This is a genomic window from Methylopila capsulata, from assembly GCF_016907975.1.
Classification (GTDB): Bacteria; Pseudomonadota; Alphaproteobacteria; order Rhizobiales; family Methylopilaceae; genus Methylopila; species Methylopila capsulata.
This window is the reverse complement of sequence record NZ_JAFBCY010000002.1, coordinates 852,480-872,029: the sequence shown is the minus strand read 5'-3', so window position 1 is coordinate 872,029 and position 19,550 is coordinate 852,480. Positions and strand designations below refer to the sequence as shown.

Genomic DNA, 19,550 nt, shown 5'->3' with positions numbered 1-19,550 from the left:
GCGGCGGCGCTTCGGCGCCTTACGCCCCATGACCCAGGCCCAATAAGAAAGTTTTTCGCGCTCCGGGCGTTCCGGCTCCGACGCGCCCGCGTCGAACCGGGGCTCCCGCCGGCCGTCGCCGCGCGGCTCGTCCAGGCGCGGCTCCTTGAACGGATCGCCCCGTCCGTCGCCGGTCGGCCGGTCGTCGGGCGTCAGCCTGAGGTCGAAGGCTCCGCCGCCGGCGCGCCCGTCGAACCGCGGTTCCCGCCGTTCGTCCTTCTCCGAGCGCCGTCCGAACGCCATCCCTGTCCCGCCTCGTCACGAATCCACGCCGCAGCGCCGTCACGCGCCGTCCCATGTCCACCGGGGTGGACTTTGAATGCGGCGGGTTTAGGGACCGTTAGGGCCCCAAACGCGGCCGCGACTCCTCGGTTCCCAAGCGTTTCGCGTCCCGCGCGGCGACCCGCTTGTGCAGGTGGACGAAAAAGGACGTTGCAAACAGCGGGGTCAGCAGGTTCGCGAAGGGCACCAGCGCCAGCGCCGCCACCACCAGGCCGCCTGAGAAGACTCTAAGCCTGTGGCGCCTGCGCAACGCGGTCGCCTCCCCCTCGCTGCGGAACCGCATGGCGGCGAGCGAGAAGTATTCGCGGCTGAGCAGATAGGCGTTGACGACCAGCCAGGCCGCCACGTTCACCCCCGGCAGCAGCAGCAGGACGAGCATGGCGAGGTTCAGGCCGAGCACCAGCAGGCCGAATCGGATGGACAGCCACAGCCCGCGCGCCAGCGGCGTCGCGACGCCGGGCGGATCGTTGGGGTAGTGCTCGCGCTCCACCACCTCGGCGACGTCGTCCAGGAACAGGCCGGCGACCAGCGCGGTGACCGGGACCACCAGGAACAGCATGCCGAAGGCCGTGCCGAGCCCGGCGACGACGCGGGCGACTACCGTCAGCGTCTGGTTTTCGAGCGTGATCAGGTGATCGGCCAGCGCCTGCAGCCCGATCCAGCCGACGACCAGCGCCAGGGCGGTGAGGCCCAGCGACTTCAGCAGCACGGCGCGGAACGGCGGCGTGAACATCTGCCGCGCGGAGAGCATAGCCGCCTCGATCATCGCGTCAGCCCTCGAGCGCCGGCGCGGGCGCCGGAAGGCCCCCGGCCGCGTCGGACGGGATCGCGGCCGGGCGGACCCCGCCGCGCAGCGCGGACGCCGTCATGCGGCGGACCTGCTGTTCGAGCTCGCGCGTGAGCGTCTTGCGGTTGGCCGAGGCGTCGACCCGGACGGGCGTCCCGAAGGCGACCGTGACGTCGATGGCGCCGTTCCTCAGCACCGCCCAGAGGTGCGGCACGAAGTCGATGTCGCCGTACCACGCGATCTCGGACCGCGTCCTGAGGCCGAGGGGCAGGCCGTTCCGCTTGACGTAGGCGATCGACACCGGCTGCACATAGACCGCGCCCGCCCCCTCGCCGCCGATCGCCTGCTGGGCCGCGCCGAGCAGCGCGGAGCGGAACGGAAGCACCCGGTTGCCGTCGCTGGAGGTGCCTTCGGCGAACAGCACGACGGCGTCGCCGGCCTGCATGCGCTCCGCCATCTCCCGGCTGACGGCGGAGGTCGCGGTGCGGCGGGCGCGGTCGACGAAGATCGAGCGCTGCAGCCGCGCCAGCGAGCCGAAGACCGGCCAGGACGCGATCTCGGATTTGGCCACGAAAGAGACCGGCGTGATGGCGCCCAGCACGAGGATGTCGAGCCAGGAGCTGTGGTTCGACGTCATCAGCAGGGGCCGCGCCTTCGCCGGCGCGCCCACGACATGGGTGGTGACGCCGATCGCGCGCAGGGCGTAGCGGTGGAACAGCACGGGAATGCGCGCCGGGTCGCCGAGCCGGAACTTCAGGATGAGCGTCTGCAGCGGAATGCCGATCGCGATCACGGGCGCGAGCGCCGCCACCGTCGCGGCGGCTCGGAGGGCCTTCGCGTCCAGCCCCAAGCTCAATCCTCCCGGTCGTCGAGCGGAACGGCGTAGAGCTCTAGCCTGTGGTCGACGAGCTTGTAGCCGAGCCGCTTGGCGATCTCCGCCTGCAGGCGCTCGATCTCCTCGTCGCGGAATTCGATCACCTTGCCGGAGCGCAGGTCAATGAGATGGTCGTGGTGCTCGTCCGGGATCGGCTCGTAGCGCGAGCGGCCGTCGCGGAAATCGACCTTGGCGATGATGCCCGCGTCCTCGAACAGCTTCACGGTGCGGTACACCGTCGAGATCGAAATGCGGGGGTCGACGTCCGAAGCGCGGCGGTAGAGCTCCTCGACGTCCGGGTGGTCGTCGGCCTCCGCCACGACGCGCGCGATCGTCCGGCGCTGCTCGGTCATGCGCATGCCTTTGGCGGCGCAGAGGCTCTCGATGGCGTCTGGCTTGAGGACGCTCAAATCCCGGCGCTCCTCATGAGGCGGTGCGACTCGTCGAGAGGCTTATAAAAGTCGCGCGGTCCGCCGTAAACGACGCCGACGTCACGTCATGTCGAGCGCGAGGATTCTTGCGGCGCCCCGCGTCCCGTCGGCGCGGCGGTAATAGGCCTTCCGCCGCCCCACCTCGGCGAAGCCGAAGCGGGCGTAGAGCGCGAGCGCGGCTGCGTTGTCCTCGTCCACCTCGAGCACCACGCGCCGCACGCCTTCGCCCGCGAGTCGGCCCAGATGGCGGGCGAGCAGCGCATGGCCGCCCCCGCCGCCGCGGCTGCGCTCGAGCACGGCGATCGACAGGACCTCCGCCTCATCGAGCGCGATGCGCGAGGCGGCGAAGCCCACCGGCCGCGAGCGGCCCTCGGGGTAGAGCGCGCAGGCCCGGACCGACCGGTCGCGCAGCAGCTGCTCCATCTCGTCGATGCTCCAGCCGCGCGCGAAGCAGGCGGCGTGAATCGCGGCGAGATCGTCCGCGTGCCCGGCGTCCGCCGGTTCGATCGCCCAGCGTCTCAGACCCGAGGCCCAGGCGTTCCAGAACCACAGCCAGTACATCGCGACGTCAGCGGCGCGGAATGCGGCCGCCCTCCTGCGGGTGGGCGTCGGCGGCCTTCAGATAAAGCGGCCGGGGCGGAGAGGACTGAGGATCGCACGCGGCGCCGAGCCGCGCGAGCCAGATCGGGTCCGGCGCGTCGTGCGGACCCTCCGCCTTTCGCAGCAGGCCGCTCACCGAGGCGTCGATCACGAGATCCGCGCCGGACCCGACCACCAGCGCCGGGCCGTCGCCAAGCGCCAGCGCGGCGTCCGCCGCCGACAGAAGGCCCGCCGGCCCGAGCGGCGCAGCGTCGGGATCGAACGCCTGGAAGAACACGCGGCCGTGGCGCGCGTCGACGGCGGCCGCCACGGGCAGGCCGTCGTCGGCTGCGAGCTGGGGCGCGGCGAGCGCCGCCAGCGTCGTGACGCCGACGATTGGGACGCCGCTCGCCAGCGCGAGGGCGCGCGCTGCGGCGAGCCCCACGCGCAGGCCCGTGAAGCTGCCCGGGCCGACGGTGACGGCGATGCGCTCCACCGTCGAAAGCCCGCCGGCCGCAGCAAGAGCGTCGCGGGTCTGGGGCATCAGCGCCTCGGCGTGGCCGCGCGCCATCGCGACCGAGACGACGTGCGCCGGCGCCGCGTCGTCGTCGGTCTCGACGATCGCGACGGAGGCGGCGCCGAGGGCCGTGTCGATGGCGAGCACGCGCATGGGAGGAGGCCGATCAGACGATCTTGCAGAACTCGTCGAACTCCGGCCGCGGCAGGCGGTCGAACATGTTCTGCCCGTCGCCGTAGCCGAGGTTGACGAGGAAGTTCGAGCGCCAGGTGGTGCCGGCGAAGAAGGCCTCGTCGACGGCCTTGCGGTCGAACCCGCCCATCGGGCCGGTGTCGAGCCCGAGCGCGCGCGCCGCCAGGATGAGGTAGCCGCCCATCAGGCTTCCATTGAGCTGGGCGCCGCCTTCGATCGCGGCGTCGTTGCCCTCGAACCAGGCCTTGGCGTTGGTGTGCGGGAAGAAGCGCGGCAGTTGGTCGATCCAGCGCAGGTCGTAGGCGACGATCACCGTGACCGGGGCCGCGGCGGTCTTGTCGCGGTTGGTCGACGACAGCGCCGGTACAAGCTTCGCCTTGGCCTCGGGCGAGGTCACGAACACGAAGCGGCCGGGCAGGCCGTTCGCGCTGGTCGGGCCCATCTTCACGAGCTCGAACAGCGCGCGCAGGGTCGTCTCCGAGACCGGCTCGGGCTTGAACGAATTGTGCGTCCGCGCGCCGCGGAACAGCGCGTCGAGCGCGGCGTCGTCGATGGGTGCGCGGTGCGGGCCTGTCACGTGCGCGGTCTCCTGAGCGAGCATGAACGACGCAGCGCCGTTCCGATCCGCCCTTTTAGCAGCCGCGCGCCGCCGCGCCAGCGATCCGCCGCAGCGGGCTCGCAACCCTCAGGCGATGGTGTCGACCACGCCGCCGTCCACGCGCAGCGCGGCGCCGGTGGTCGCCGAGGCCTGCTTGGAACAGGCGTAGACCACCATGTTCGCGACCTCCTCGACCGTCGCCGCGCGCTGGATGATCGAGGTCGGCCGGTTGGCCTTCACGAAGGCGGCCCCCGCCTCCTCCAGCGTGTGGCCGGTCTTCGCGACCTCGTCCTTCAGCATCTCGGCGACGCCCTCCGACAGCGTCGGGCCGGGCAGCACCGCGTTGACCGTGACGCCCGTGCCCGCGAGGCGCTTGGCGAGGCCGCGGGAGATCGACAGCGCGGCGGTCTTGGTGAAGCCGTAGTGGATCATGTCGGCCGGGATGTTGAGGCCGGACTCCGAGGACAGGAACACGATGCGCCCCCAGCCGCGCTCCGCCATACCCTCGGCGTAGGCGCGGGAGAGCCTGACGCCCGACATGACGTTGACCTCGAAGAAGCGGGTCCACTCCTCGTCCGGGATCTCGAAGAAGTCCTGCGGCCCGAAGATCCCGACGTTGTTGACGAGGATGTCGGGCGCCGGGACCGCCGCGACCAGAGCCTTCGCGCCCTCCGCCGTCCCGAGATCGGCGGCCACGCCGCGCAGGTCGGCGCCGGGAACGGCGGCGCGGATGGCCTCGACGGCCGCGTCGACCGCCTCCGGCTTGCGGCCGTTCACGACCACGGTCGCGCCGGCCTCGGCGAGGCCCCTGGCGATGGCGTGGCCGATGCCGGCGGTGGAGCCGGTGACGACGGCGGTCTTGGACGTGAGATCGATCTTCATGGGCTGTCTCCTCGCAAGGCGGGTTTGGGGAGACAGCTAGGGAGCGGGCGCGCCGCGAACAGCGGGCGTCCCGCGCCGCTTGCGGCGTTCGCTCAGGCCGCGGCTTTCGCCTCGGCCTCCTCCAGCGCCTTCACCTCGGCGTCGGAGAAGATGCGCGAGCGGATGTGGAAGCGGACCTCGCGGCCGTTCTCGAGGCTGAACATGCCGCCGCGTCCGGGCACGACGTCCAGCGTCAGCGCCGTGTGCCGCCAGTACTCGAACTGCGACGGGCTCATGTGGAACCCGGCGCCGCCGACCTCGCCGAGCTTCACGTCGTCGTCGGACAGGATGTAGTCGCCGACGCCGTAGCACATGGGCGAGGAGCCGTCGCAGCAGCCGCCGGACTGGTGGAACAGCACGTCGCCGTGCTCGGCCTGAAGCGTCCGGATGAGATCGAGCGCGCGCTCGGTGGCGACGACGCGGGTCGGAACGTTCTGGGTCATGGGTCGGACTCCTCCGCCCACGAACATAGGCCGGGTCCCCGCTGCGGCGAAGGCCCGGCCGAATGGTCCGTTCGGCGGTCGGCGCGGGACTTGGAGCCTGATCGCGCGCCGGCCCTTGTCCCACTCCCCGCAAGGGGGAGGGGAGAGAGCGCGGCTCGGGGACGGCGAGCCTTCGGGACGGCAGTTCCGTCTAAAACGATGAGTTTCTAGCGCTCGCTGTCGAGATGGGCCATCTGCGCGGCGGCGTAGCGCTCGCCGGCCGCCGCGCCCTTCGGGACGGCGCGCTCGATCGCCGCCAGGTCGTCGGGCGTCAGCGCGAGGTCGATCGCGCCGAGCGCCTCGGCGAGCCGGTTCGGGCTGCGCGCGCCGATCACCGGCACGATGTCCGCGCCCTGCGCCAGGACCCAGGCGATCGCGATCTGCGCGACGCTCGCGCCCTTCGCTTCGGCGATCGCGCGGAGCGCCTCCACGAGTTTCAGGTTGGTCTCGACGTTGCCGTGCTGGAAGCGCGGGCTCATCGCGCGGAAATCGCCGGCCGCGATGTTCGAGGGGTCGTAACGCCCGCCGATAAGCCCGCGTGACAGCACGCCGTAGGCCGTGATCGCGACGCCGAGCTCGCGGGCCGCGGGCAGCACCTTGTCCTCCGGTCCGCGCGAGATCAGCGAGTATTCGATCTGGAGGTCGACGATCGGATGGGTCGCCGCAGCCCGCCGCAGGGTCTCGGCCCCGATCTCGGAGAGCCCGATGTGGCTGACGTAGCCCGTCTTCACCATGTCGGCGATCGCGCCCACCGTGTCCTCGATCGGAACCCTGGGGTCGAGCCGGGCGGGGCGGTAGACGTCGATGTGGTCCACGCCGAGCCGCTGCAGGGAGTAGGCGAGGAAGGTCTTCACCGCCTCCGGTCGGCCGTCGAAGCCGAGCCAGCCCCCGTCGGGACCACGCAAGGCGCCGAACTTGACGCTCAATTGGTAGCTGTCGCGCGGCCGGCCCTTCAGCGCTTCCGCGATCAGCAGCTCGTTGTGGCCCATGCCGTAGAAGTCGCTGGTGTCAAGCAGCGTCACGCCGGCGTCGAGCGCGGCGTGGATCGTGGCGATCGCCTCGGCCCGGTCGGACGGCCCATAGGCGCCCGACATGCCCATGCAGCCGAGGCCGAGGGCCGAGGTCTCCGGTCCAGTGCGTCCAAGCGTGCGAGTCGTCATCGAAACCTCCTGGGTTGGTCGCTCAAGGGCGATGTGGCCCAGTTCAGGCTGTGCGATAATCCCGCCCTCATCGTACGGACCGTGCGGGAAAGCAGACAATGAGCCAGATCGACCTCAACGACGTCGCTCGCCTGCTCGCCGTGACGGAGGCGGGCGGCTTCCGCGCCGCAGCCCAGCGGCGCACCGACTCGGCCTCCGCCCTGAGCGAGGCCGTCAGGCGGCTCGAGGAGGCGCTCGGCGCCCGTCTGCTCAACCGCACCACGCGCAGCGTCGCGCTGACCGAGGCCGGCGCGCGACTGGTCGATCGGGCGCGTCCGGCGCTCGCCGAACTCGCGGCCGCGCTCGACGCCGTGTCGGGCGATTCCGGTCGGCCGACGGGCACGCTGCGCCTCAACGTGCCGACCTTCGTGGCGCGGCATGTGCTGCCGCCGATCGCCACGGCGTTCCTGAAGCGTCATCCCGGCGTGCGGATGGACGTGACGGCGCAGGACAGCTTCATCGACGTGCTGGCGGAGGGCTGCGACGCCGGCATCCGCTACGAGGAGCGTCTGGCGCTCGACATGATCGCGACGCCGATCGGACCGCGCCGGCAACGCTTCGTGCTGGCGGCCGCGCCGTCCTACATCGCGGAGCGCGGGGCCCCGGCGCATCCCAATGATCTGCTGCGGCACGCGCGGATCGGCCACCGCTTCCTCGGCAGCAAGGCGCTCGCCATCTGGGAGTTCGAGCGCGACGGGGAGATCATCCGGGTGCCGCCCGAAGGGCCGCTCACCGCCTCGACCTTCGAGATGCAGATCGCGGCGGCGGTCGCCGGGCTCGGGATCATCGGCCACTTCGGGGAGGCGCTGGCGGCCGATCTCGCGACCGGCGCGCTGGTCCCGGTGCTCGATGACTGGTGGCAGGAGTTCTCCGGTCCCATGCTCTACTACCAGAGCCGCCGCCACATGCCGGCCCCGCTCAGGGCTTTCGTGGACTTCGTCCGCGCGGAAGGGCGAACGGCCTCCGACTGAACGGCCGCCTTGAACGCAAAAGGGCGGCCTGGAGGCCGCCCTTCGCAGTTTTGATCGCTCGCCGCTCTCAGAAGAACCCGAGCTTCTTCGCGGAGTAGCTGACCAGCATGTTCTTGGTCTGCTGGTAGTGGTCGAGCATCATCTTGTGGGTCTCGCGACCGATGCCGGACTGCTTGTAGCCGCCGAAGGCCGCGTGGGCGGGGTAGGCGTGGTAGCAGTTGGTCCAGACGCGGCCGGCCTGGATGCCGCGGCCGAAACGGTAGGCGCGGGTGCCGTCGCGGGTCCACACGCCGGCGCCGAGGCCGTAGAGCGTGTCGTTGGCCTGGGACATCGCGTCCTCGTCGTCCTTGAAGGTCGCGACCGAGAGCACGGGGCCGAAGATCTCCTCCTGGAAGATCCGCATCTTGTTATGGCCCTTGAACACCGTCGGCTTGACGTAGTAGCCGCCGGCGAACTCGCCCTCGAGCTCGTTGCGGCCGCCGCCGGCGAGCACTTCCGCGCCCTCCTGCTTGCCGATGTCGATGTAGCTCAGGATCTTCTCGAGCTGTTCCGAGGAGGCCTGGGCGCCGACCATGGTGGAGGGATCGAGCGGCGATCCGAGCTTGATCGCCTCGACGCGCTTGATCGCCTTCTCGATAAAGCGGTCGTAGATCGACTCCTGGATGAGCGCGCGGCTCGGGCAGGTGCAGACCTCGCCCTGATTGAGCGCGAACATCACGAAGCCTTCGATCGCCTTGTCGAAGAAGTCGTCGTCTTCCGCCACCACGTCGGCGAAGAACACGTTCGGCGATTTGCCGCCGAGCTCCAGCGTCACCGGGATCAGGTTCTGGCTGGCGTACTGCATGATCAGGCGGCCGGTCGTGGTCTCGCCGGTGAAGGCGATCTTCGCGATCCGGTTCGAGGAGGCCAGCGGTTTGCCGGCCTCGAGGCCGAAGCCGTTGACGACGTTCAGCACGCCCTCGGGCAGGATGTCGCCGATCAGCTCCATCAGCACCATGATCGAGGCCGGGGTCTGCTCGGCCGGCTTCAGCACGACGCAGTTGCCGGCGGCGAGCGCGGGCGCGAGCTTCCACACCGCCATCAGGATCGGGAAGTTCCAGGGGATGATCTGGCCGACGACGCCGAGCGGCTCGTGGAAGTGGTAGGCGACCGTGTCGTGGTCGATCTCGGACAGCGCGCCTTCCTGCGCGCGGACGCAGCCGGCGAAATAGCGCCAGTGGTCGATCGCGAGCGGAATGTCCGCCGCCATGGTCTCGCGGATCGGCTTGCCGTTGTCCCAGGTCTCGGCGGTCGCGATCAGCTCGAGGTTGTCCTCCATCACGTCGGCGATCTTGAGCAGCATCGCCGCGCGCTCGGCGACCGAGGTGCGGCCCCAGGCGTCCTTGGCCTTGTGGGCGGCGTCGAGCGCCAGCTCCACGTCTTCCTTCTGCGAGCGGGCGATCTCGCAGATCTTCTGGCCGTTGATCGGGCTGGTGTTCTCGAAATAGCGGCCGCCGACCGGGGCCACGAAGCGGCCGCCGATGAAGTTGTCGTAGCGTTCCTTGAACGGAGCCTTGGTGAAGGCTTCCATGCGTTCCGGCTTGTTCATCGTTATGTCCTCCCGAGACATCGTTGTGCCTGCCGCCCCTATGGCATCAGCCGTGCCAAGCGCCGTTGTGCGGGTGCTCTGACGGCCGCGCGCGCCGCGGAGGGCGCTGTGGTCTCAGGGCGAATGGCCGTCAGGTCGTCGGCGCCGACCTTCGACGAGGTGGACGGACGGCCGACCGCCGTGAAACAGTGTCGCCAAAAGAAGCGCCGCCGGTGCGACAGCTGTCGCAGCGTGCGACGTCAGCACAGGGACGGACGCCATGCGGCAAGACCCGTCGCGCGCCGACGTGATCCAGGCGCGCCATGACTTCTTCGACCTCGGCGCCGCGCCGACCGGCCTCGTTCCAGGCGCGATCCTGCGCTCGTGGCAGCGCTGCGCGGCCCGCGGTTTCGACAGCCACGAGCGCCCCCGGCTGGAGCCCGGCCTCGCCAGCGAGCTGCGCGAGCTGAAGGAGCGCAACGAGCGGCTGATCCGGCTGTCGCGTCCCGAACTCGAAAGCCTGACCCGCGAAGCGGCGGAGAGCGGCGGCATCGTCATCCTCACCGACGGCGCGGGCTTCGTGCTGGACGCGCTGGGCGACCCGGGCTTCGCCGGAAAGGCCGCGAACGTGGCGCTGCGCCCCGGCGTGCCCTGGAGCGAGGCGTCCGCCGGCACCAACGCGATCGGGGCGGCGCTGGTGGAGCGTCGCGCCGTCCAGGTGCGCGGGCCGGAGCATTATTTCGAGCCGCACCGCATCCTCAGCTGCGCCGCGGCGCCGATCCTCGACCCCTACGGCGCGCTGGTCGGCGCGCTCGACCTCACCGGCCAGGCGGCGCTGCCGCACGACCGCGCGCTGACGCTGGTGCGCTCCTGCGTCGACCAGATTGAGCACCGCATGTTCGCCGAGGCCTTCCCGAAGGCCGAGGTCATCCGCCTGCATTCCGACCCGGAGCGGCTCGGCGTCGCGCAGGAGGGCGTTCTGGTGTTCGAGGGCTCGCGCCTCGTCGCCGCCAACCGCCACGGCCTGACGCTGATGGGGCTGGACTGGAACGCGCTCGGCGCTCGCTCCTTCGGCGACCTGTTCGACGGGGGACCGAAGGGCGAGGGCGAGCGCAGCCTGCTCCGCAGCCGCGACGGCCGCGACCTCCACGCCCGGCTGCGCCGCCCGCCGACGGTAACGCCCGGCGGCGGGCCGAAGGCTCCGCCCGCTCCTGCGCCTCATCCCGTCTCCGCGCCTCAGCCCCGCCGGGCGGCGGGCCCCGTGTTTGACGCGCAGACCGAGCGCGACCTCGCCCGCGCGGCCCGTCTCGTCGACGGCGACGTTCCGGTGCTGATCCAGGGCGAAACCGGCGCGGGCAAGGAGGTGTTCGCCCGCGAGGTCCACCGGCTCAGCCGGCGCGCCGACAAGCCGTTCGTGGCGGTGAATTGCGCGGCGCTGCCGGAGGGCCTGATCGAGGCCGAGCTGTTCGGCTACGAGGAGGGCGCCTTCACCGGCGCCCGGCGCGCGGGCTCCAAGGGCCTGATGCGCGAGGCGGACGGCGGCGTGCTGTTCCTGGACGAGATCGGCGACATGCCGCTCGCTCTGCAGGCCCGGCTGCTCCGCGCGGTGCAGGAGCGCACGGTGACGCCGCTGGGCGGCGCGAAGCCGCACGCGATCGACGTGCGGCTCGTCTCCGCCACGCACCGCGACCTCAAGGCCATGACCGAGGCCGGCGACTTCCGGCCCGACCTCTACTACCGCATCGCCCAGTACGGCTTCGCGCTGCCGGCCTTCCGCGCCCTGTCGGACCGGGCCGGCGCCCTCGCCGCGCTGTGGGGAAACATTGCGCAGGGCGGGCGGACGCTCGCGCCGGCGACGCTCGCCCGCCTCGCCGCCTACGCGTGGCCGGGCAACCATCGCGAGGCGGTGGGCGCCATGCGGGCGATGGCGGCGCTGTCGGAGCCGGGCGAGCGGATCGGTCCCGAGCTGCTGCCGGCCGCGATCCGCGACGTGACGCCTGCCCCTGTGGCGGCCGTCCCGCCGGAGGGGCTCGAGGGCCTCGCCCGCGCGGCCATGCGCGCGGCGATCGAGGCCGCCGACGGCAATGTGGCCGAGGCCGCGCGCCGGCTCGGGGTCAGCCGCAGCACGCTCTACCGCCGCGCCGTGCCGGGCGGTCCGCGCCGTCGCCGGCTCGACGGCTGACGCGCGGCGCATCGCGTCCGCGTAACCATCCTGTACCCTGGAGTTCACCATGCCCCGCTCACTCGACGTCTATCTGTCCGTGCTGTCGCCCTGGGCGCATCTCGGCCACGCGCCGTTCCTGGAGATCGCGGCGAAGCATGGGCTCACGCCGATCTGGCGGCCGGTGCATCTGCCGGGGCTGTTCTCCGAGACCGGCGGCCTCCCGCTCGCCCAGCGCGCCATCCAGCGCCAGCGCTACCGCTTCGTGGAGTTGCAGCGCTGGGCGGAGGCGCGCGGCCGTCCGATCCACCTGCGCCCGAAGCACTGGCCGTTCGACGCGACGCTGGCCGACGCCGCCGCGCTCGCGCTGATCGCCCGGGACGAAGATCCCGCGGCCTATCTCGGGGCCGCCATGCGCGGCGTCTGGGAGGAGGAGCGCGACCTCGCCTCCCGCGAGACGATCGCGGACGTGCTCTCCGAGCAGGGCTTCGACGCCGACGCCGTGATGGCCGAGGCCGCCCGTCCTGAGACCGCCGCGGCCTACGCCGTCAACCGCGCCAAGGCGACCGACGCGGGCGTGTTCGGGTCGCCCGCCTATGTGCTCGACGGCGAGGTGTTCTGGGGCCAGGACCGGCTCGACATGCTCGACGCGGCGCTCGCGAGCGGCCGCGCCGCTTACGCGCCGGACTTCTGAACCGGCCTCGGTTCCGCCACGCTCCGCGCGCTCAACTGAGGTCGAGACGCGACGAGGAGGCCTGACCCATGCGCACTCTGTCCGCCATCGCCGCCGCGACCCTCGTCTCGGCGCTGTGCGTCGTCGCCGGGCTCGGCGCCGGCCCCGCCGGAGCCGACACGCCCCGCGTCGACCGCTACGCCTTGACCCCCGCGGACGGGGGCTTCCTCAGGCTCGACCGCGAGACCGGCGCGACCGCCTTCTGCGCGACCGCCGGCGACGGCTACGCCTGCCGGCCGACCAAAGAGGAGAAGGCGCTCGGATCCGGCGGCCATGAGGCCCGGCTCGAGGCGCGCGTGGCCGAACTCGAGGCCAAGGTGAAGCGGCTCGAGGACGGTCTGCCGCCGCAGCCCTCCGCAAAGGACGGCCCGCTGGCCCGTGACGACCAGACCCTGCGGCTGCCGACCGACGAGGAGATCGACAAGATCGCCGGGTTCTTTGAGCGCGCGATGAAGCGGATGCAGCGCTTCGCGGAAGGCCTCGCGCGCGATCCCGCCCCGGAGCCGGATCAGCAGCGGCTCTGAGCCGAGCGCATTCGCGCTGCTTTCCGACGGCGCGTCACCCGTTGGCGGCCCTCACCGCCCCAGCGCGGCGTCGATCAGCTTGAGCGCGTCGGGGCTCGCCCATTCGGCGGGGCCCGGCAGGTAGCCGATCTCGCAGCCCGCCTTGTCGAGGATCAGCGTCGTTGGCAGCCCGGCCCCGCGGCCGACCGCGCGGAGGTCGCGGAACAGCTTGTTCGACGGGTCGGCGTGGAACGGAAGGCTCGTGACGCCAATCTCGTTGAGGAAGGCCTTGGGCTTGTCGGCGCTTCCGAGATCGAGCGAGACGGGCACGACCGCGAAATCCGCGCCGCCGCGCTCTCGCGCCAAGGCGTCGAGCGCCGGCATCTCCTTGCGGCAGGGCGCGCACCAGGTGGCCCAGAGGTTCAGCACCACGACCTTGCCCCGGTACTGGTCGAGCCCACCGTTCGCGCCCGCCGCGTCCTGGAAGACGAGCGGCGGCAGCGGGCGGGGCGCGTCGGGGGTGACGACCGCCGCCATTTCGCCGACGGCCGCCGCCTTCATGGCCTTCAGCGCCGCGGGCGAGGCGGCGCAGGCGGCTTCGGCCTTGTCCTGCGCGGCGATCCCGTATAGGGCGAGCGCGCCTAGAGCGGCGCCGGCGACGAGCGCGAGCGCCACGAGGCGGACAGCGGAAAAGCGCGGGCGGCCCGCGGGGTCGGACATGGCGTCTCGCCTTCGTTTCGGTGCGCCGTCTCCGCATGATGTCGAAGAGCGGCGGCAAGGGATCTGATCGCGATGAGCAACTCGATGTGGGGCGGACGGTTCGCCGACGCGCCGGACGCGGTTCTCGAGGCCATCAACGCCTCGATCGATTTCGACCGCCGCTTCTACGCCCAGGACATCCGCGCCTCCAAGGTCCATGTGGCGATGCTCGCCGCCACCGGCATCGTGGCGCGCGAGGACGCGGCCGCGATCTTCAAGGGTCTGACCGAGGTGCAGGCCGAGATCGAGGCGGGGAACTTCACCTTCTCGCGAGCCCTCGAAGACATTCACATGAACATCGAGAGCCGGCTGGCGGAGATCGTCGGCCCGGCGGCCGGGCGGCTGCACACCGCGCGCTCCCGCAACGACCAGGTGGCGACCGATTTCCGGCTGTTCGTGCGCGACGCGCTGGACGCGCTCGACCTCAGCCTCGCGCAGCTGCAGACCGCGCTGGTCGACAAGGCGATCGAGCACTCGGCGACCGTGATGCCGGGCTTCACCCATCTCCAGAGCGCGCAGCCGGTCACCTTCGGCCACCACCTGCTGGCCTATGTCGAGATGATCGGCCGCGACCGCAGCCGCGTGACCGACGCCCGCAAGCGCATGAACGAGTGCCCGCTCGGCGCCGCGGCGCTCGCCGGCACCTCGTTCCCGATCGACCGCACCATGACCGCGCGCGGTCTCGGGTTCGACCGGCCGACCGCGAACTCGATCGATTCCGTGTCCGACCGCGACTTCGTGCTCGAGACGCTGTCGATCGCGGCGATCTGCGCCGGGCATCTCTCGCGCTTCGCGGAGGAGCTCGTGCTGTGGTCGACGCCGCAGTTCGGCTTCATCAAGCTCTCGGACCGGTTCTCGACCGGCTCGTCGATCATGCCGCAGAAGCGCAACCCCGACGCGGCCGAGCTGGTCCGGGGCAAGTCGGGCCGGGTGACCGGCGCGCTGGTCGCGATGCTGACCGTGATGAAGGGCCTGCCGCTCGCTTATTCCAAGGACATGCAGGAGGACAAGGAGGGGCTGTTCGACGCGCTCGACACCCTGGACCTCTGCGTCGCCGCGACCGCGGGCATGGTGGCCGACATGACGCCGGACCCGGCCGCCATGCGCCGCGCGGCGGGCTCGGGCTACTCCACCGCGACCGATCTGGCGGACTGGCTCGTCCGGGTCGTCGGCATGCCGTTCCGCGAGGCCCATCACGTCACCGGCCGCATCGTCGCCAAGGCCTCCGAGACGGACACGCCGCTCGAGAAGCTTCCGATCGAAGAGATGCAGGCGGTGGAGCCGCGCATCACCGAGGAAGTGTTCGAGGTTCTTGGCGTCCGGAACTCGGTGAAGAGCCGCACCAGCTACGGCGGCGCGGCCCCCGACAACGTGCGCGAGCAGGCCGGCCGCTGGCGGCGCATCCTCCGCAAGGAGATCGCCAAGCTGGAGACGCCGGCCGAGGAGGGGTGAGCGGCGGACGGCCGGCCGCGCCGGTCGACTGCGCTCGCCGCGCCGCCAGTTGCGCGCGGGCGGCAAACCGTCTCTAAGGGTTTTCCGCCCGATCGCCGCTTTCGAGGAAGCCGCCCCGTGACGAGCCCGCTCCGCTCCGCCGCCGCCCTGGCCCTGCTCGTCGCCGCCGTCGCGCTCGGCGGCTGCGGGCGCAAGGGCCCGCTCGAGCCGCCGCCGGACGCGCCGAAGACCACGGTCACCAAACCGGACGGCACGACCGAGAAGAAGATCGTCAAGCCGTCGCGGCCCTTCGTGCTCGACGGCCTGCTGAACTGACAAGCGCGGCCTGAACGGCCCCCGGACGGACGCAATGCATCATTTCGCTTACGCCGAGGGCGCCCTCCATGCGGAGGACGTGCCGCTCGCCCGCATCGCCGCGGAGGTCGGAACGCCGACCTACGTCTACTCGACGGCCACGCTGACGCGGCACGTCCGGGTGTTCTCGGCTGCGTTCGAGGGCGTCGACCATCTCGTCTGCTACGCGCTCAAGGCGAACTCGAACCAGGCGGTGCTGGCGACGCTCGCCCGCCTCGGCGTCGGCATGGACGTGGTCTCGGGCGGGGAGCTCGCCCGCGCGCTCGCGGCGGGCGTGCCCGGCGACCGCATCACCTTCTCGGGCGTCGGAAAGACCGCCGAGGAGCTTTCGGCGGCGCTCGACGCCAGGATTCTCGCCTTCAACGTCGAGAGCGAACCGGAGCTGCGGCTGCTGTCGCAGGTCGCCGTGCAGAAGAGCGCGACCGCCCATATCGCGCTGCGGGTGAACCCCGACGTGGACGCCAAGAGCCACGCCAAGATCTCGACCGGCTCCTCGGAGACCAAGTTCGGCGTCCCGATCGCCGACGCCCGGCGGGTCTACGCGGAGGCGGCCCGGCTTCCGGGGATCGCGGTCGCCGGCGTCGACATGCACATCGGCAGCCAGATCACCGCGCTCGACCCCTTCGACAGCGCGATCTCGCGGCTGGTGGCCTTCGTCGGCGAGCTGCGCGCCGACGGCCACAGCATCGACCACGTCGACCTCGGCGGCGGGCTCGGCATCCCCTACCGCGACGACAACGAGCCGCCGCCGCACCCCGACGCCTACGCCGGCGTGGTGAAGCGTCTGACCGACGGCCTCGACGCCAAGCTGATCTTCGAGCCCGGCCGGCTGATCGTCGGCAACGCCGGCGTGCTGCTGACCCGCGTGATCTACGTGAAGGACGGCGCGGCGAAGCCCTTCGTGATCGTCGACGCCGGCATGAACGACCTGATCCGTCCCACGCTCTACGACGCCCATCACGAGATCTGGCCGGTCGTGCGGCCCGATCCGGACGCGCCCCGCGTGAAGGCCGACGTCGTGGGGCCGGTGTGCGAGACCGGCGACTACATGGCGCTCGGCCGCGACATGGCGCGGCCTGAAGCGGGGGACCTGCTCGCGATCATGTCCGCCGGCGCCTACGGCGCGGTGCAGGCCTCCACCTACAATTCGCGGCCGCTCGTGCCGGAGGTGCTGGTGAACGGCGCGGCCTACGCGGTCGTCCGCCCGCGGCCCTCGGTCGAGGAGCTGATCGCGCTGGATCGCGTGCCGGAGTGGCTCGAAGGCTGACCGCCTCACGGCGGCGTGACGCGCGCTGCGGTCCGCAGGGTAGCGTCGTGCGTAGGCCGTGCTAGTCTCCGGACTTCGAGTGCGGAACGCCTTGGGGACGGGCGCGCACGGGAGACCGGCGTTTGAACGAGACCCAGCCTGATCCGCGCGGCGCGCGCGGGGCCCTGATCGACCGGCTGGTGCGGCGCGCCCGGCTTGCGCTCGTGTGGGAAGGCGCCTGGCCGGCCTTGGCCGCAGCCATCACGGTCGTCGCGCTGTTCCTCAGCCTGTCGTGGTTCGGCCTCTGGGACGCGCTGCCGCCGCTCGGCCGCATGGCGGGCGTGGCGCTGTTCGCGCTCGCCGGCCTCGCCGCTCTCGCGCCGCTGATCCGCATCGCCGCGCCGGGCCGAGGCGACCTGCTCGCCCGCATCGACCGCGCGAGCGGCGTCGCGCACCGGCCCGCCACCAGCCTCGACGACCGGCTGGCGCCGACCACCGGCGACGATCCGCTCACCCGCGCGCTCTGGCAGGCCCATCGCGCCCGCGTCGAGGCCGAGGCCCGGCGCTTGAAAGCGCCCGCTCCCGCGCCGCGGCTTGCCGCGCGCGACCCCTACGCGCTGCGGTTTCTCGTCGGCCTCGTGCTGGTCGTGGCCTTCTCGGTCGCCGGCGGCGATCGCGCGGCCCGGGTGTTGACCGCTTTCGACTGGACCGCGCCGACGGCGGAGGCGACGCCCGCCCGCATCGACGCCTGGGTCGCCCCGCCGGCCTACACCGGACGCCCGCCGATCTACCTGACGGCCGGCCGTCCCGCCGCCGCCGTCGTCGATCCGCGCGCCGCCGCGGCCCCCGACGCGCCGCAGGTCGCCGAGGCGGTTCGCGCGCCGACCGGGTCCATTCTCGTCGTGCGCGCCGCCGGCGGGTCGGCGGACATCCGGGCGACCGGAGGGGCCGAACCGGTCGAACTGCCGGGCCGGACGCCGGACGGCGTCGTCGAGCGGCGCTTCAAGCTCACGGGCGAAGCCGAGGCGACGGTGGAGACCGTGGGCGCCGAGCCGCGCGTCTGGCGCTTCGCTGCGATCCCCGACCAGCCGCCGACGATCGCGCTCGCGAGCCCGCCCCAGCGCAGCGCCCGGGGCACGCTGACGGTTGCCTATGACGTCAAGGACGACTACGGCGTGGCCGGCGCTGAGGCGCGCTTCGCCCTCAGGCCGACGCCCGCGCCCAAGCCGCTGTTCGGGCAAAAGGCCTCGACCGAGGAGCCTGTGGCGAAGCGCCCGCTCTACGACGCGCCGAAGGTCGCGCTTGGCCTGCCCCGCGCCCGGGCGCGGGAGGGCCAGGCCCAGACGCCGCTCGACCTGATGGAGCACCCCTGGGCCGGCGCCGACGTCGTCATGACGCTGCACGCCCGCGACGAGGCCGGACAGGAGGGCGCGAGCGCCGCGACGCCGCTGCGTCTGCCGGCGCGGCCCTTCACCAATCCGCTCGCCCGCGCGCTTGTCGAGCAGCGCCGGGACCTCGCGCTCGACGCCAACGCAAAGCCCAAGGTGGCGCAGGCGCTGCAGGCGCTGATGCTGCTTCCGGAGGAGTTCACGCCGCAGGCTTCGATCTATCTCGGCCTGCGCACCGCCTACCGCCGGCTCGAGCTCGCCCATGCGGACGATCAGCTGCGCGAAGTCGCGGACTACCTCTGGCAGATGGCGCTGCGGATCGAGGATGGCGATCTGCCTGAAGCCGAGAAGAACCTGCGCGCCGCCGAGGAGGCGTTGCGCAAGGCGCTTGAGAACGGCGCCTCCGAGCAGGAGATCGCCAAGCTCACCGAGGACCTGCGCAAGGCGCTCGACCAGTTCATGAAGGAGCTGGCGCAGAAGGCCCAGCAGCAGCCGAACAGCCAGGCGCAGAAGAGCCCGAACGGCGCGCAGGCGGTGACGCCGCAGGACCTCCAGAAGATGATCGACCGGATGGAGCAGATGGCGAAGTCCGGCGCGCGCGACGCGGCCCGACAGGCGCTGAACGAGCTCCGCCAGATGCTCGACAACCTGCAGACCGCCCAGCGCCAGCAGCAGGATCCGAACAGCCAGGCGCAGCAGCAGCAGCTCGACAAGCTGCAGGACATGATCCGCGAGCAGAGCAAGCTGCGCGACAAGACCTTCCAGCAGTTCCGCCAGAACGAGCGCGCCGACCGCAACCAGCGTGGCCAGCAGGGCCGCCGTCAGCCGGACCAGCAAGGCCAGAAGGGCGAGCAGGACCAGATGGGCGCGCTCGCCGAGCAGCAGCAAGCGCTGCGCGACAAGCTCGACCAGCTGATGAAGGAGATGCAGGACGGCCAGGCCGGTCAGCAGCAGCGGCAGGGTCAGCGGCCTGGTCAGCTGCCTGGTCAGCAGCAGGGGCAGCAGCCGGGCCAGCAAGGGCGCCAGCCCGGGCAGCAGGGCCAGGGCCAGCAGCCCGGTCAAGGCCAACAGGGCCAACAGGGTCAGGGTCAGCAGGGCGAGGGCGAGAACGCGCTGGGCGAGGCCGGCCGGAGCATGGGCGACGCCCGCGGCTCGCTCGGCCAGGGCGAGACCGGCCAGGCGCTCGACGACCAGGGCAAGGCGCTCGAGAACCTGCGCAAGGGCGCGCAGAACCTCGCGAACCAGATGCAGGAAGGCCAGCAGGGCGGCGAGCCGGGCCAGCAGCCTGGCGAGGGCGCGCAGGGCATGCGCGAGGGCGAGAACGGCCGCGACGACGATCCGCTCGGACGCCCGGTCCGCCGCCGTGAAAGCGACGGGACGACGACGAAGGTGCCCGGCGAGATCGAAGCCCAGCGCGCCCGTCGCGTGCTCGAGGAGCTTCGCCGCCGGCTGGGCGAAAACGAACGCTCCCGCGACGAGCTCGACTACTTGGAGCGCCTGCTGACGCCATGAGGC

Annotated in this window: 19 protein-coding genes; 8 read left to right on the top strand and 11 right to left on the bottom strand. The window is 72.0% G+C overall.

The annotated features are described in order from the left end of the window. Window positions 1–379 precede the first annotated feature (379 nt). The 9 genes from JOD31_RS09790 to JOD31_RS09750 form a co-directional block, all read right to left on the bottom strand. Window positions 380–1,087, bottom strand: coding sequence for a sulfate transporter family protein (locus tag JOD31_RS09790; protein WP_204950136.1), 708 nt, complete (start codon window positions 1,085–1,087; stop codon window positions 380–382). Between the two features lie 4 nt (window positions 1,088–1,091). Next, the gene (gene olsA, locus JOD31_RS09785) at window positions 1,092–1,958 is read right to left on the bottom strand and encodes a lyso-ornithine lipid O-acyltransferase (RefSeq protein WP_204950135.1); all 867 of its coding nucleotides are present in this window, start codon (window positions 1,956–1,958) and stop codon (window positions 1,092–1,094) included. A gap of 2 nt (window positions 1,959–1,960) precedes the next feature. Next, window positions 1,961–2,341 carry a Fur family transcriptional regulator gene (locus tag JOD31_RS09780; protein ID WP_246482462.1) on the bottom strand — a complete coding sequence of 127 codons (381 nt, stop codon included), beginning with the start codon at window positions 2,339–2,341 and terminating at the stop codon, window positions 1,961–1,963. A gap of 132 nt (window positions 2,342–2,473) precedes the next feature. Then, window positions 2,474–2,974 carry a GNAT family N-acetyltransferase gene (locus JOD31_RS09775; protein ID WP_204950133.1) on the bottom strand — a complete coding sequence of 167 codons (501 nt, stop codon included), beginning with the start codon at window positions 2,972–2,974 and terminating at the stop codon, window positions 2,474–2,476. 7 nt (window positions 2,975–2,981) lie between these two features. Continuing rightward, the gene (gene tsaB / locus JOD31_RS09770) at window positions 2,982–3,662 is read right to left on the bottom strand and encodes a tRNA (adenosine(37)-N6)-threonylcarbamoyltransferase complex dimerization subunit type 1 TsaB (protein ID WP_204950132.1); all 681 of its coding nucleotides are present in this window, start codon (window positions 3,660–3,662) and stop codon (window positions 2,982–2,984) included. A 13-nt stretch (window positions 3,663–3,675) separates the two neighbouring features. Beyond that, window positions 3,676–4,302, bottom strand: coding sequence for a malonic semialdehyde reductase (locus JOD31_RS09765; RefSeq protein ID WP_204950131.1), 627 nt, complete (start codon window positions 4,300–4,302; stop codon window positions 3,676–3,678). A gap of 84 nt (window positions 4,303–4,386) precedes the next feature. Then, a complete protein-coding gene (locus JOD31_RS09760; protein WP_204950130.1) occupies window positions 4,387–5,181 on the bottom strand; it encodes an SDR family NAD(P)-dependent oxidoreductase in 795 nt (264 codons plus the stop codon). 92 nt (window positions 5,182–5,273) lie between these two features. Next, window positions 5,274–5,663 (bottom strand): DUF779 domain-containing protein, encoded by a 390-nt coding sequence (locus JOD31_RS09755; RefSeq protein WP_204950129.1) that lies wholly within the window; start codon window positions 5,661–5,663, stop codon window positions 5,274–5,276. A 206-nt stretch (window positions 5,664–5,869) separates the two neighbouring features. Beyond that, window positions 5,870–6,862, bottom strand: coding sequence for an aldo/keto reductase (locus JOD31_RS09750; protein ID WP_204950128.1), 993 nt, complete (start codon window positions 6,860–6,862; stop codon window positions 5,870–5,872). Window positions 6,863–6,960: 98 nt separating this feature from the next. Here JOD31_RS09750 and JOD31_RS09745 point away from each other — a divergent pair, with 98 nt between their 5' ends. Then, window positions 6,961–7,872 carry a LysR family transcriptional regulator gene (locus tag JOD31_RS09745; protein WP_204950127.1) on the top strand — a complete coding sequence of 304 codons (912 nt, stop codon included), beginning with the start codon at window positions 6,961–6,963 and terminating at the stop codon, window positions 7,870–7,872. Between the two features lie 67 nt (window positions 7,873–7,939). Here the strand turns inward: JOD31_RS09745 and adh are convergent, their stop codons facing one another. Further along, window positions 7,940–9,460, bottom strand: coding sequence for an aldehyde dehydrogenase (gene adh, locus JOD31_RS09740; RefSeq protein ID WP_204950126.1), 1,521 nt, complete (start codon window positions 9,458–9,460; stop codon window positions 7,940–7,942). A gap of 259 nt (window positions 9,461–9,719) precedes the next feature. On the opposite strand from adh, the gene JOD31_RS09735 reads away from it, so the two are divergent. From JOD31_RS09735 to JOD31_RS09725, 3 genes are all read left to right on the top strand, one after another. Continuing rightward, window positions 9,720–11,621: a sigma-54-dependent Fis family transcriptional regulator gene (locus JOD31_RS09735; RefSeq protein ID WP_204950125.1), complete on the top strand. Its 1,902-nt coding sequence runs from the start codon at window positions 9,720–9,722 to the stop codon at window positions 11,619–11,621. Between the two features lie 49 nt (window positions 11,622–11,670). Then, window positions 11,671–12,294 carry a 2-hydroxychromene-2-carboxylate isomerase gene (locus JOD31_RS09730; RefSeq protein ID WP_204950124.1) on the top strand — a complete coding sequence of 208 codons (624 nt, stop codon included), beginning with the start codon at window positions 11,671–11,673 and terminating at the stop codon, window positions 12,292–12,294. Window positions 12,295–12,362: 68 nt separating this feature from the next. Next, window positions 12,363–12,857: a hypothetical protein gene (locus tag JOD31_RS09725; RefSeq protein ID WP_204950123.1), complete on the top strand. Its 495-nt coding sequence runs from the start codon at window positions 12,363–12,365 to the stop codon at window positions 12,855–12,857. 51 nt (window positions 12,858–12,908) lie between these two features. Here the strand turns inward: JOD31_RS09725 and tlpA are convergent, their stop codons facing one another. Next, complete coding sequence (gene tlpA / locus JOD31_RS09720) at window positions 12,909–13,556, bottom strand: thiol:disulfide interchange protein TlpA (protein WP_204950122.1); 648 nt, start codon at window positions 13,554–13,556, stop codon at window positions 12,909–12,911. A 72-nt stretch (window positions 13,557–13,628) separates the two neighbouring features. On the opposite strand from tlpA, the gene argH reads away from it, so the two are divergent. From argH to JOD31_RS09700, 4 genes are all read left to right on the top strand, one after another. Next, window positions 13,629–15,047, top strand: coding sequence for an argininosuccinate lyase (gene argH, locus JOD31_RS09715; RefSeq protein ID WP_204950121.1), 1,419 nt, complete (start codon window positions 13,629–13,631; stop codon window positions 15,045–15,047). A 117-nt stretch (window positions 15,048–15,164) separates the two neighbouring features. Beyond that, window positions 15,165–15,362, top strand: coding sequence for an LPS translocon maturation chaperone LptM (gene lptM, locus JOD31_RS09710; RefSeq protein WP_204950120.1), 198 nt, complete (start codon window positions 15,165–15,167; stop codon window positions 15,360–15,362). Window positions 15,363–15,396: 34 nt separating this feature from the next. Beyond that, complete coding sequence (lysA, locus tag JOD31_RS09705) at window positions 15,397–16,668, top strand: diaminopimelate decarboxylase (RefSeq protein WP_204950119.1); 1,272 nt, start codon at window positions 15,397–15,399, stop codon at window positions 16,666–16,668. Window positions 16,669–16,790: 122 nt separating this feature from the next. Continuing rightward, window positions 16,791–19,547 carry a TIGR02302 family protein gene (locus JOD31_RS09700; protein WP_204950118.1) on the top strand — a complete coding sequence of 919 codons (2,757 nt, stop codon included), beginning with the start codon at window positions 16,791–16,793 and terminating at the stop codon, window positions 19,545–19,547. The last annotated feature ends 3 nt before the right edge of the window (window positions 19,548–19,550 follow it).

Excerpts from the sequence above, each read along its gene's own strand:
- JOD31_RS09790 (WP_204950136.1), bottom strand. The coding sequence starts at position 1,087 with ATGATCGAGGCGGCTATGCTCTCCGCGCGGCAGATGTTCACGCCGCCG.
- JOD31_RS09780 (WP_246482462.1), bottom strand. The coding sequence starts at position 2,341 with ATGCGCATGACCGAGCAGCGCCGGACGATCGCGCGCGTCGTGGCGGAG.
- JOD31_RS09775 (WP_204950133.1), bottom strand. The coding sequence starts at position 2,974 with ATGTACTGGCTGTGGTTCTGGAACGCCTGGGCCTCGGGTCTGAGACGC.
- tsaB (WP_204950132.1), bottom strand. The coding sequence starts at position 3,662 with ATGCGCGTGCTCGCCATCGACACGGCCCTCGGCGCCGCCTCCGTCGCG.
- JOD31_RS09765 (WP_204950131.1), bottom strand. The coding sequence starts at position 4,302 with ATGCTCGCTCAGGAGACCGCGCACGTGACAGGCCCGCACCGCGCACCC.
- JOD31_RS09760 (WP_204950130.1), bottom strand. The coding sequence starts at position 5,181 with ATGAAGATCGATCTCACGTCCAAGACCGCCGTCGTCACCGGCTCCACC.
- JOD31_RS09755 (WP_204950129.1), bottom strand. The coding sequence starts at position 5,663 with ATGACCCAGAACGTTCCGACCCGCGTCGTCGCCACCGAGCGCGCGCTC.
- JOD31_RS09750 (WP_204950128.1), bottom strand. The coding sequence starts at position 6,862 with ATGACGACTCGCACGCTTGGACGCACTGGACCGGAGACCTCGGCCCTC.
- JOD31_RS09745 (WP_204950127.1), top strand. The coding sequence starts at position 6,961 with ATGAGCCAGATCGACCTCAACGACGTCGCTCGCCTGCTCGCCGTGACG.
- adh (WP_204950126.1), bottom strand. The coding sequence starts at position 9,460 with ATGAACAAGCCGGAACGCATGGAAGCCTTCACCAAGGCTCCGTTCAAG.
- JOD31_RS09735 (WP_204950125.1), top strand. The coding sequence starts at position 9,720 with ATGCGGCAAGACCCGTCGCGCGCCGACGTGATCCAGGCGCGCCATGAC.
- JOD31_RS09730 (WP_204950124.1), top strand. The coding sequence starts at position 11,671 with ATGCCCCGCTCACTCGACGTCTATCTGTCCGTGCTGTCGCCCTGGGCG.
- JOD31_RS09725 (WP_204950123.1), top strand. The coding sequence starts at position 12,363 with ATGCGCACTCTGTCCGCCATCGCCGCCGCGACCCTCGTCTCGGCGCTG.
- tlpA (WP_204950122.1), bottom strand. The coding sequence starts at position 13,556 with ATGTCCGACCCCGCGGGCCGCCCGCGCTTTTCCGCTGTCCGCCTCGTG.
- argH (WP_204950121.1), top strand. The coding sequence starts at position 13,629 with ATGAGCAACTCGATGTGGGGCGGACGGTTCGCCGACGCGCCGGACGCG.
- lysA (WP_204950119.1), top strand. The coding sequence starts at position 15,397 with ATGCATCATTTCGCTTACGCCGAGGGCGCCCTCCATGCGGAGGACGTG.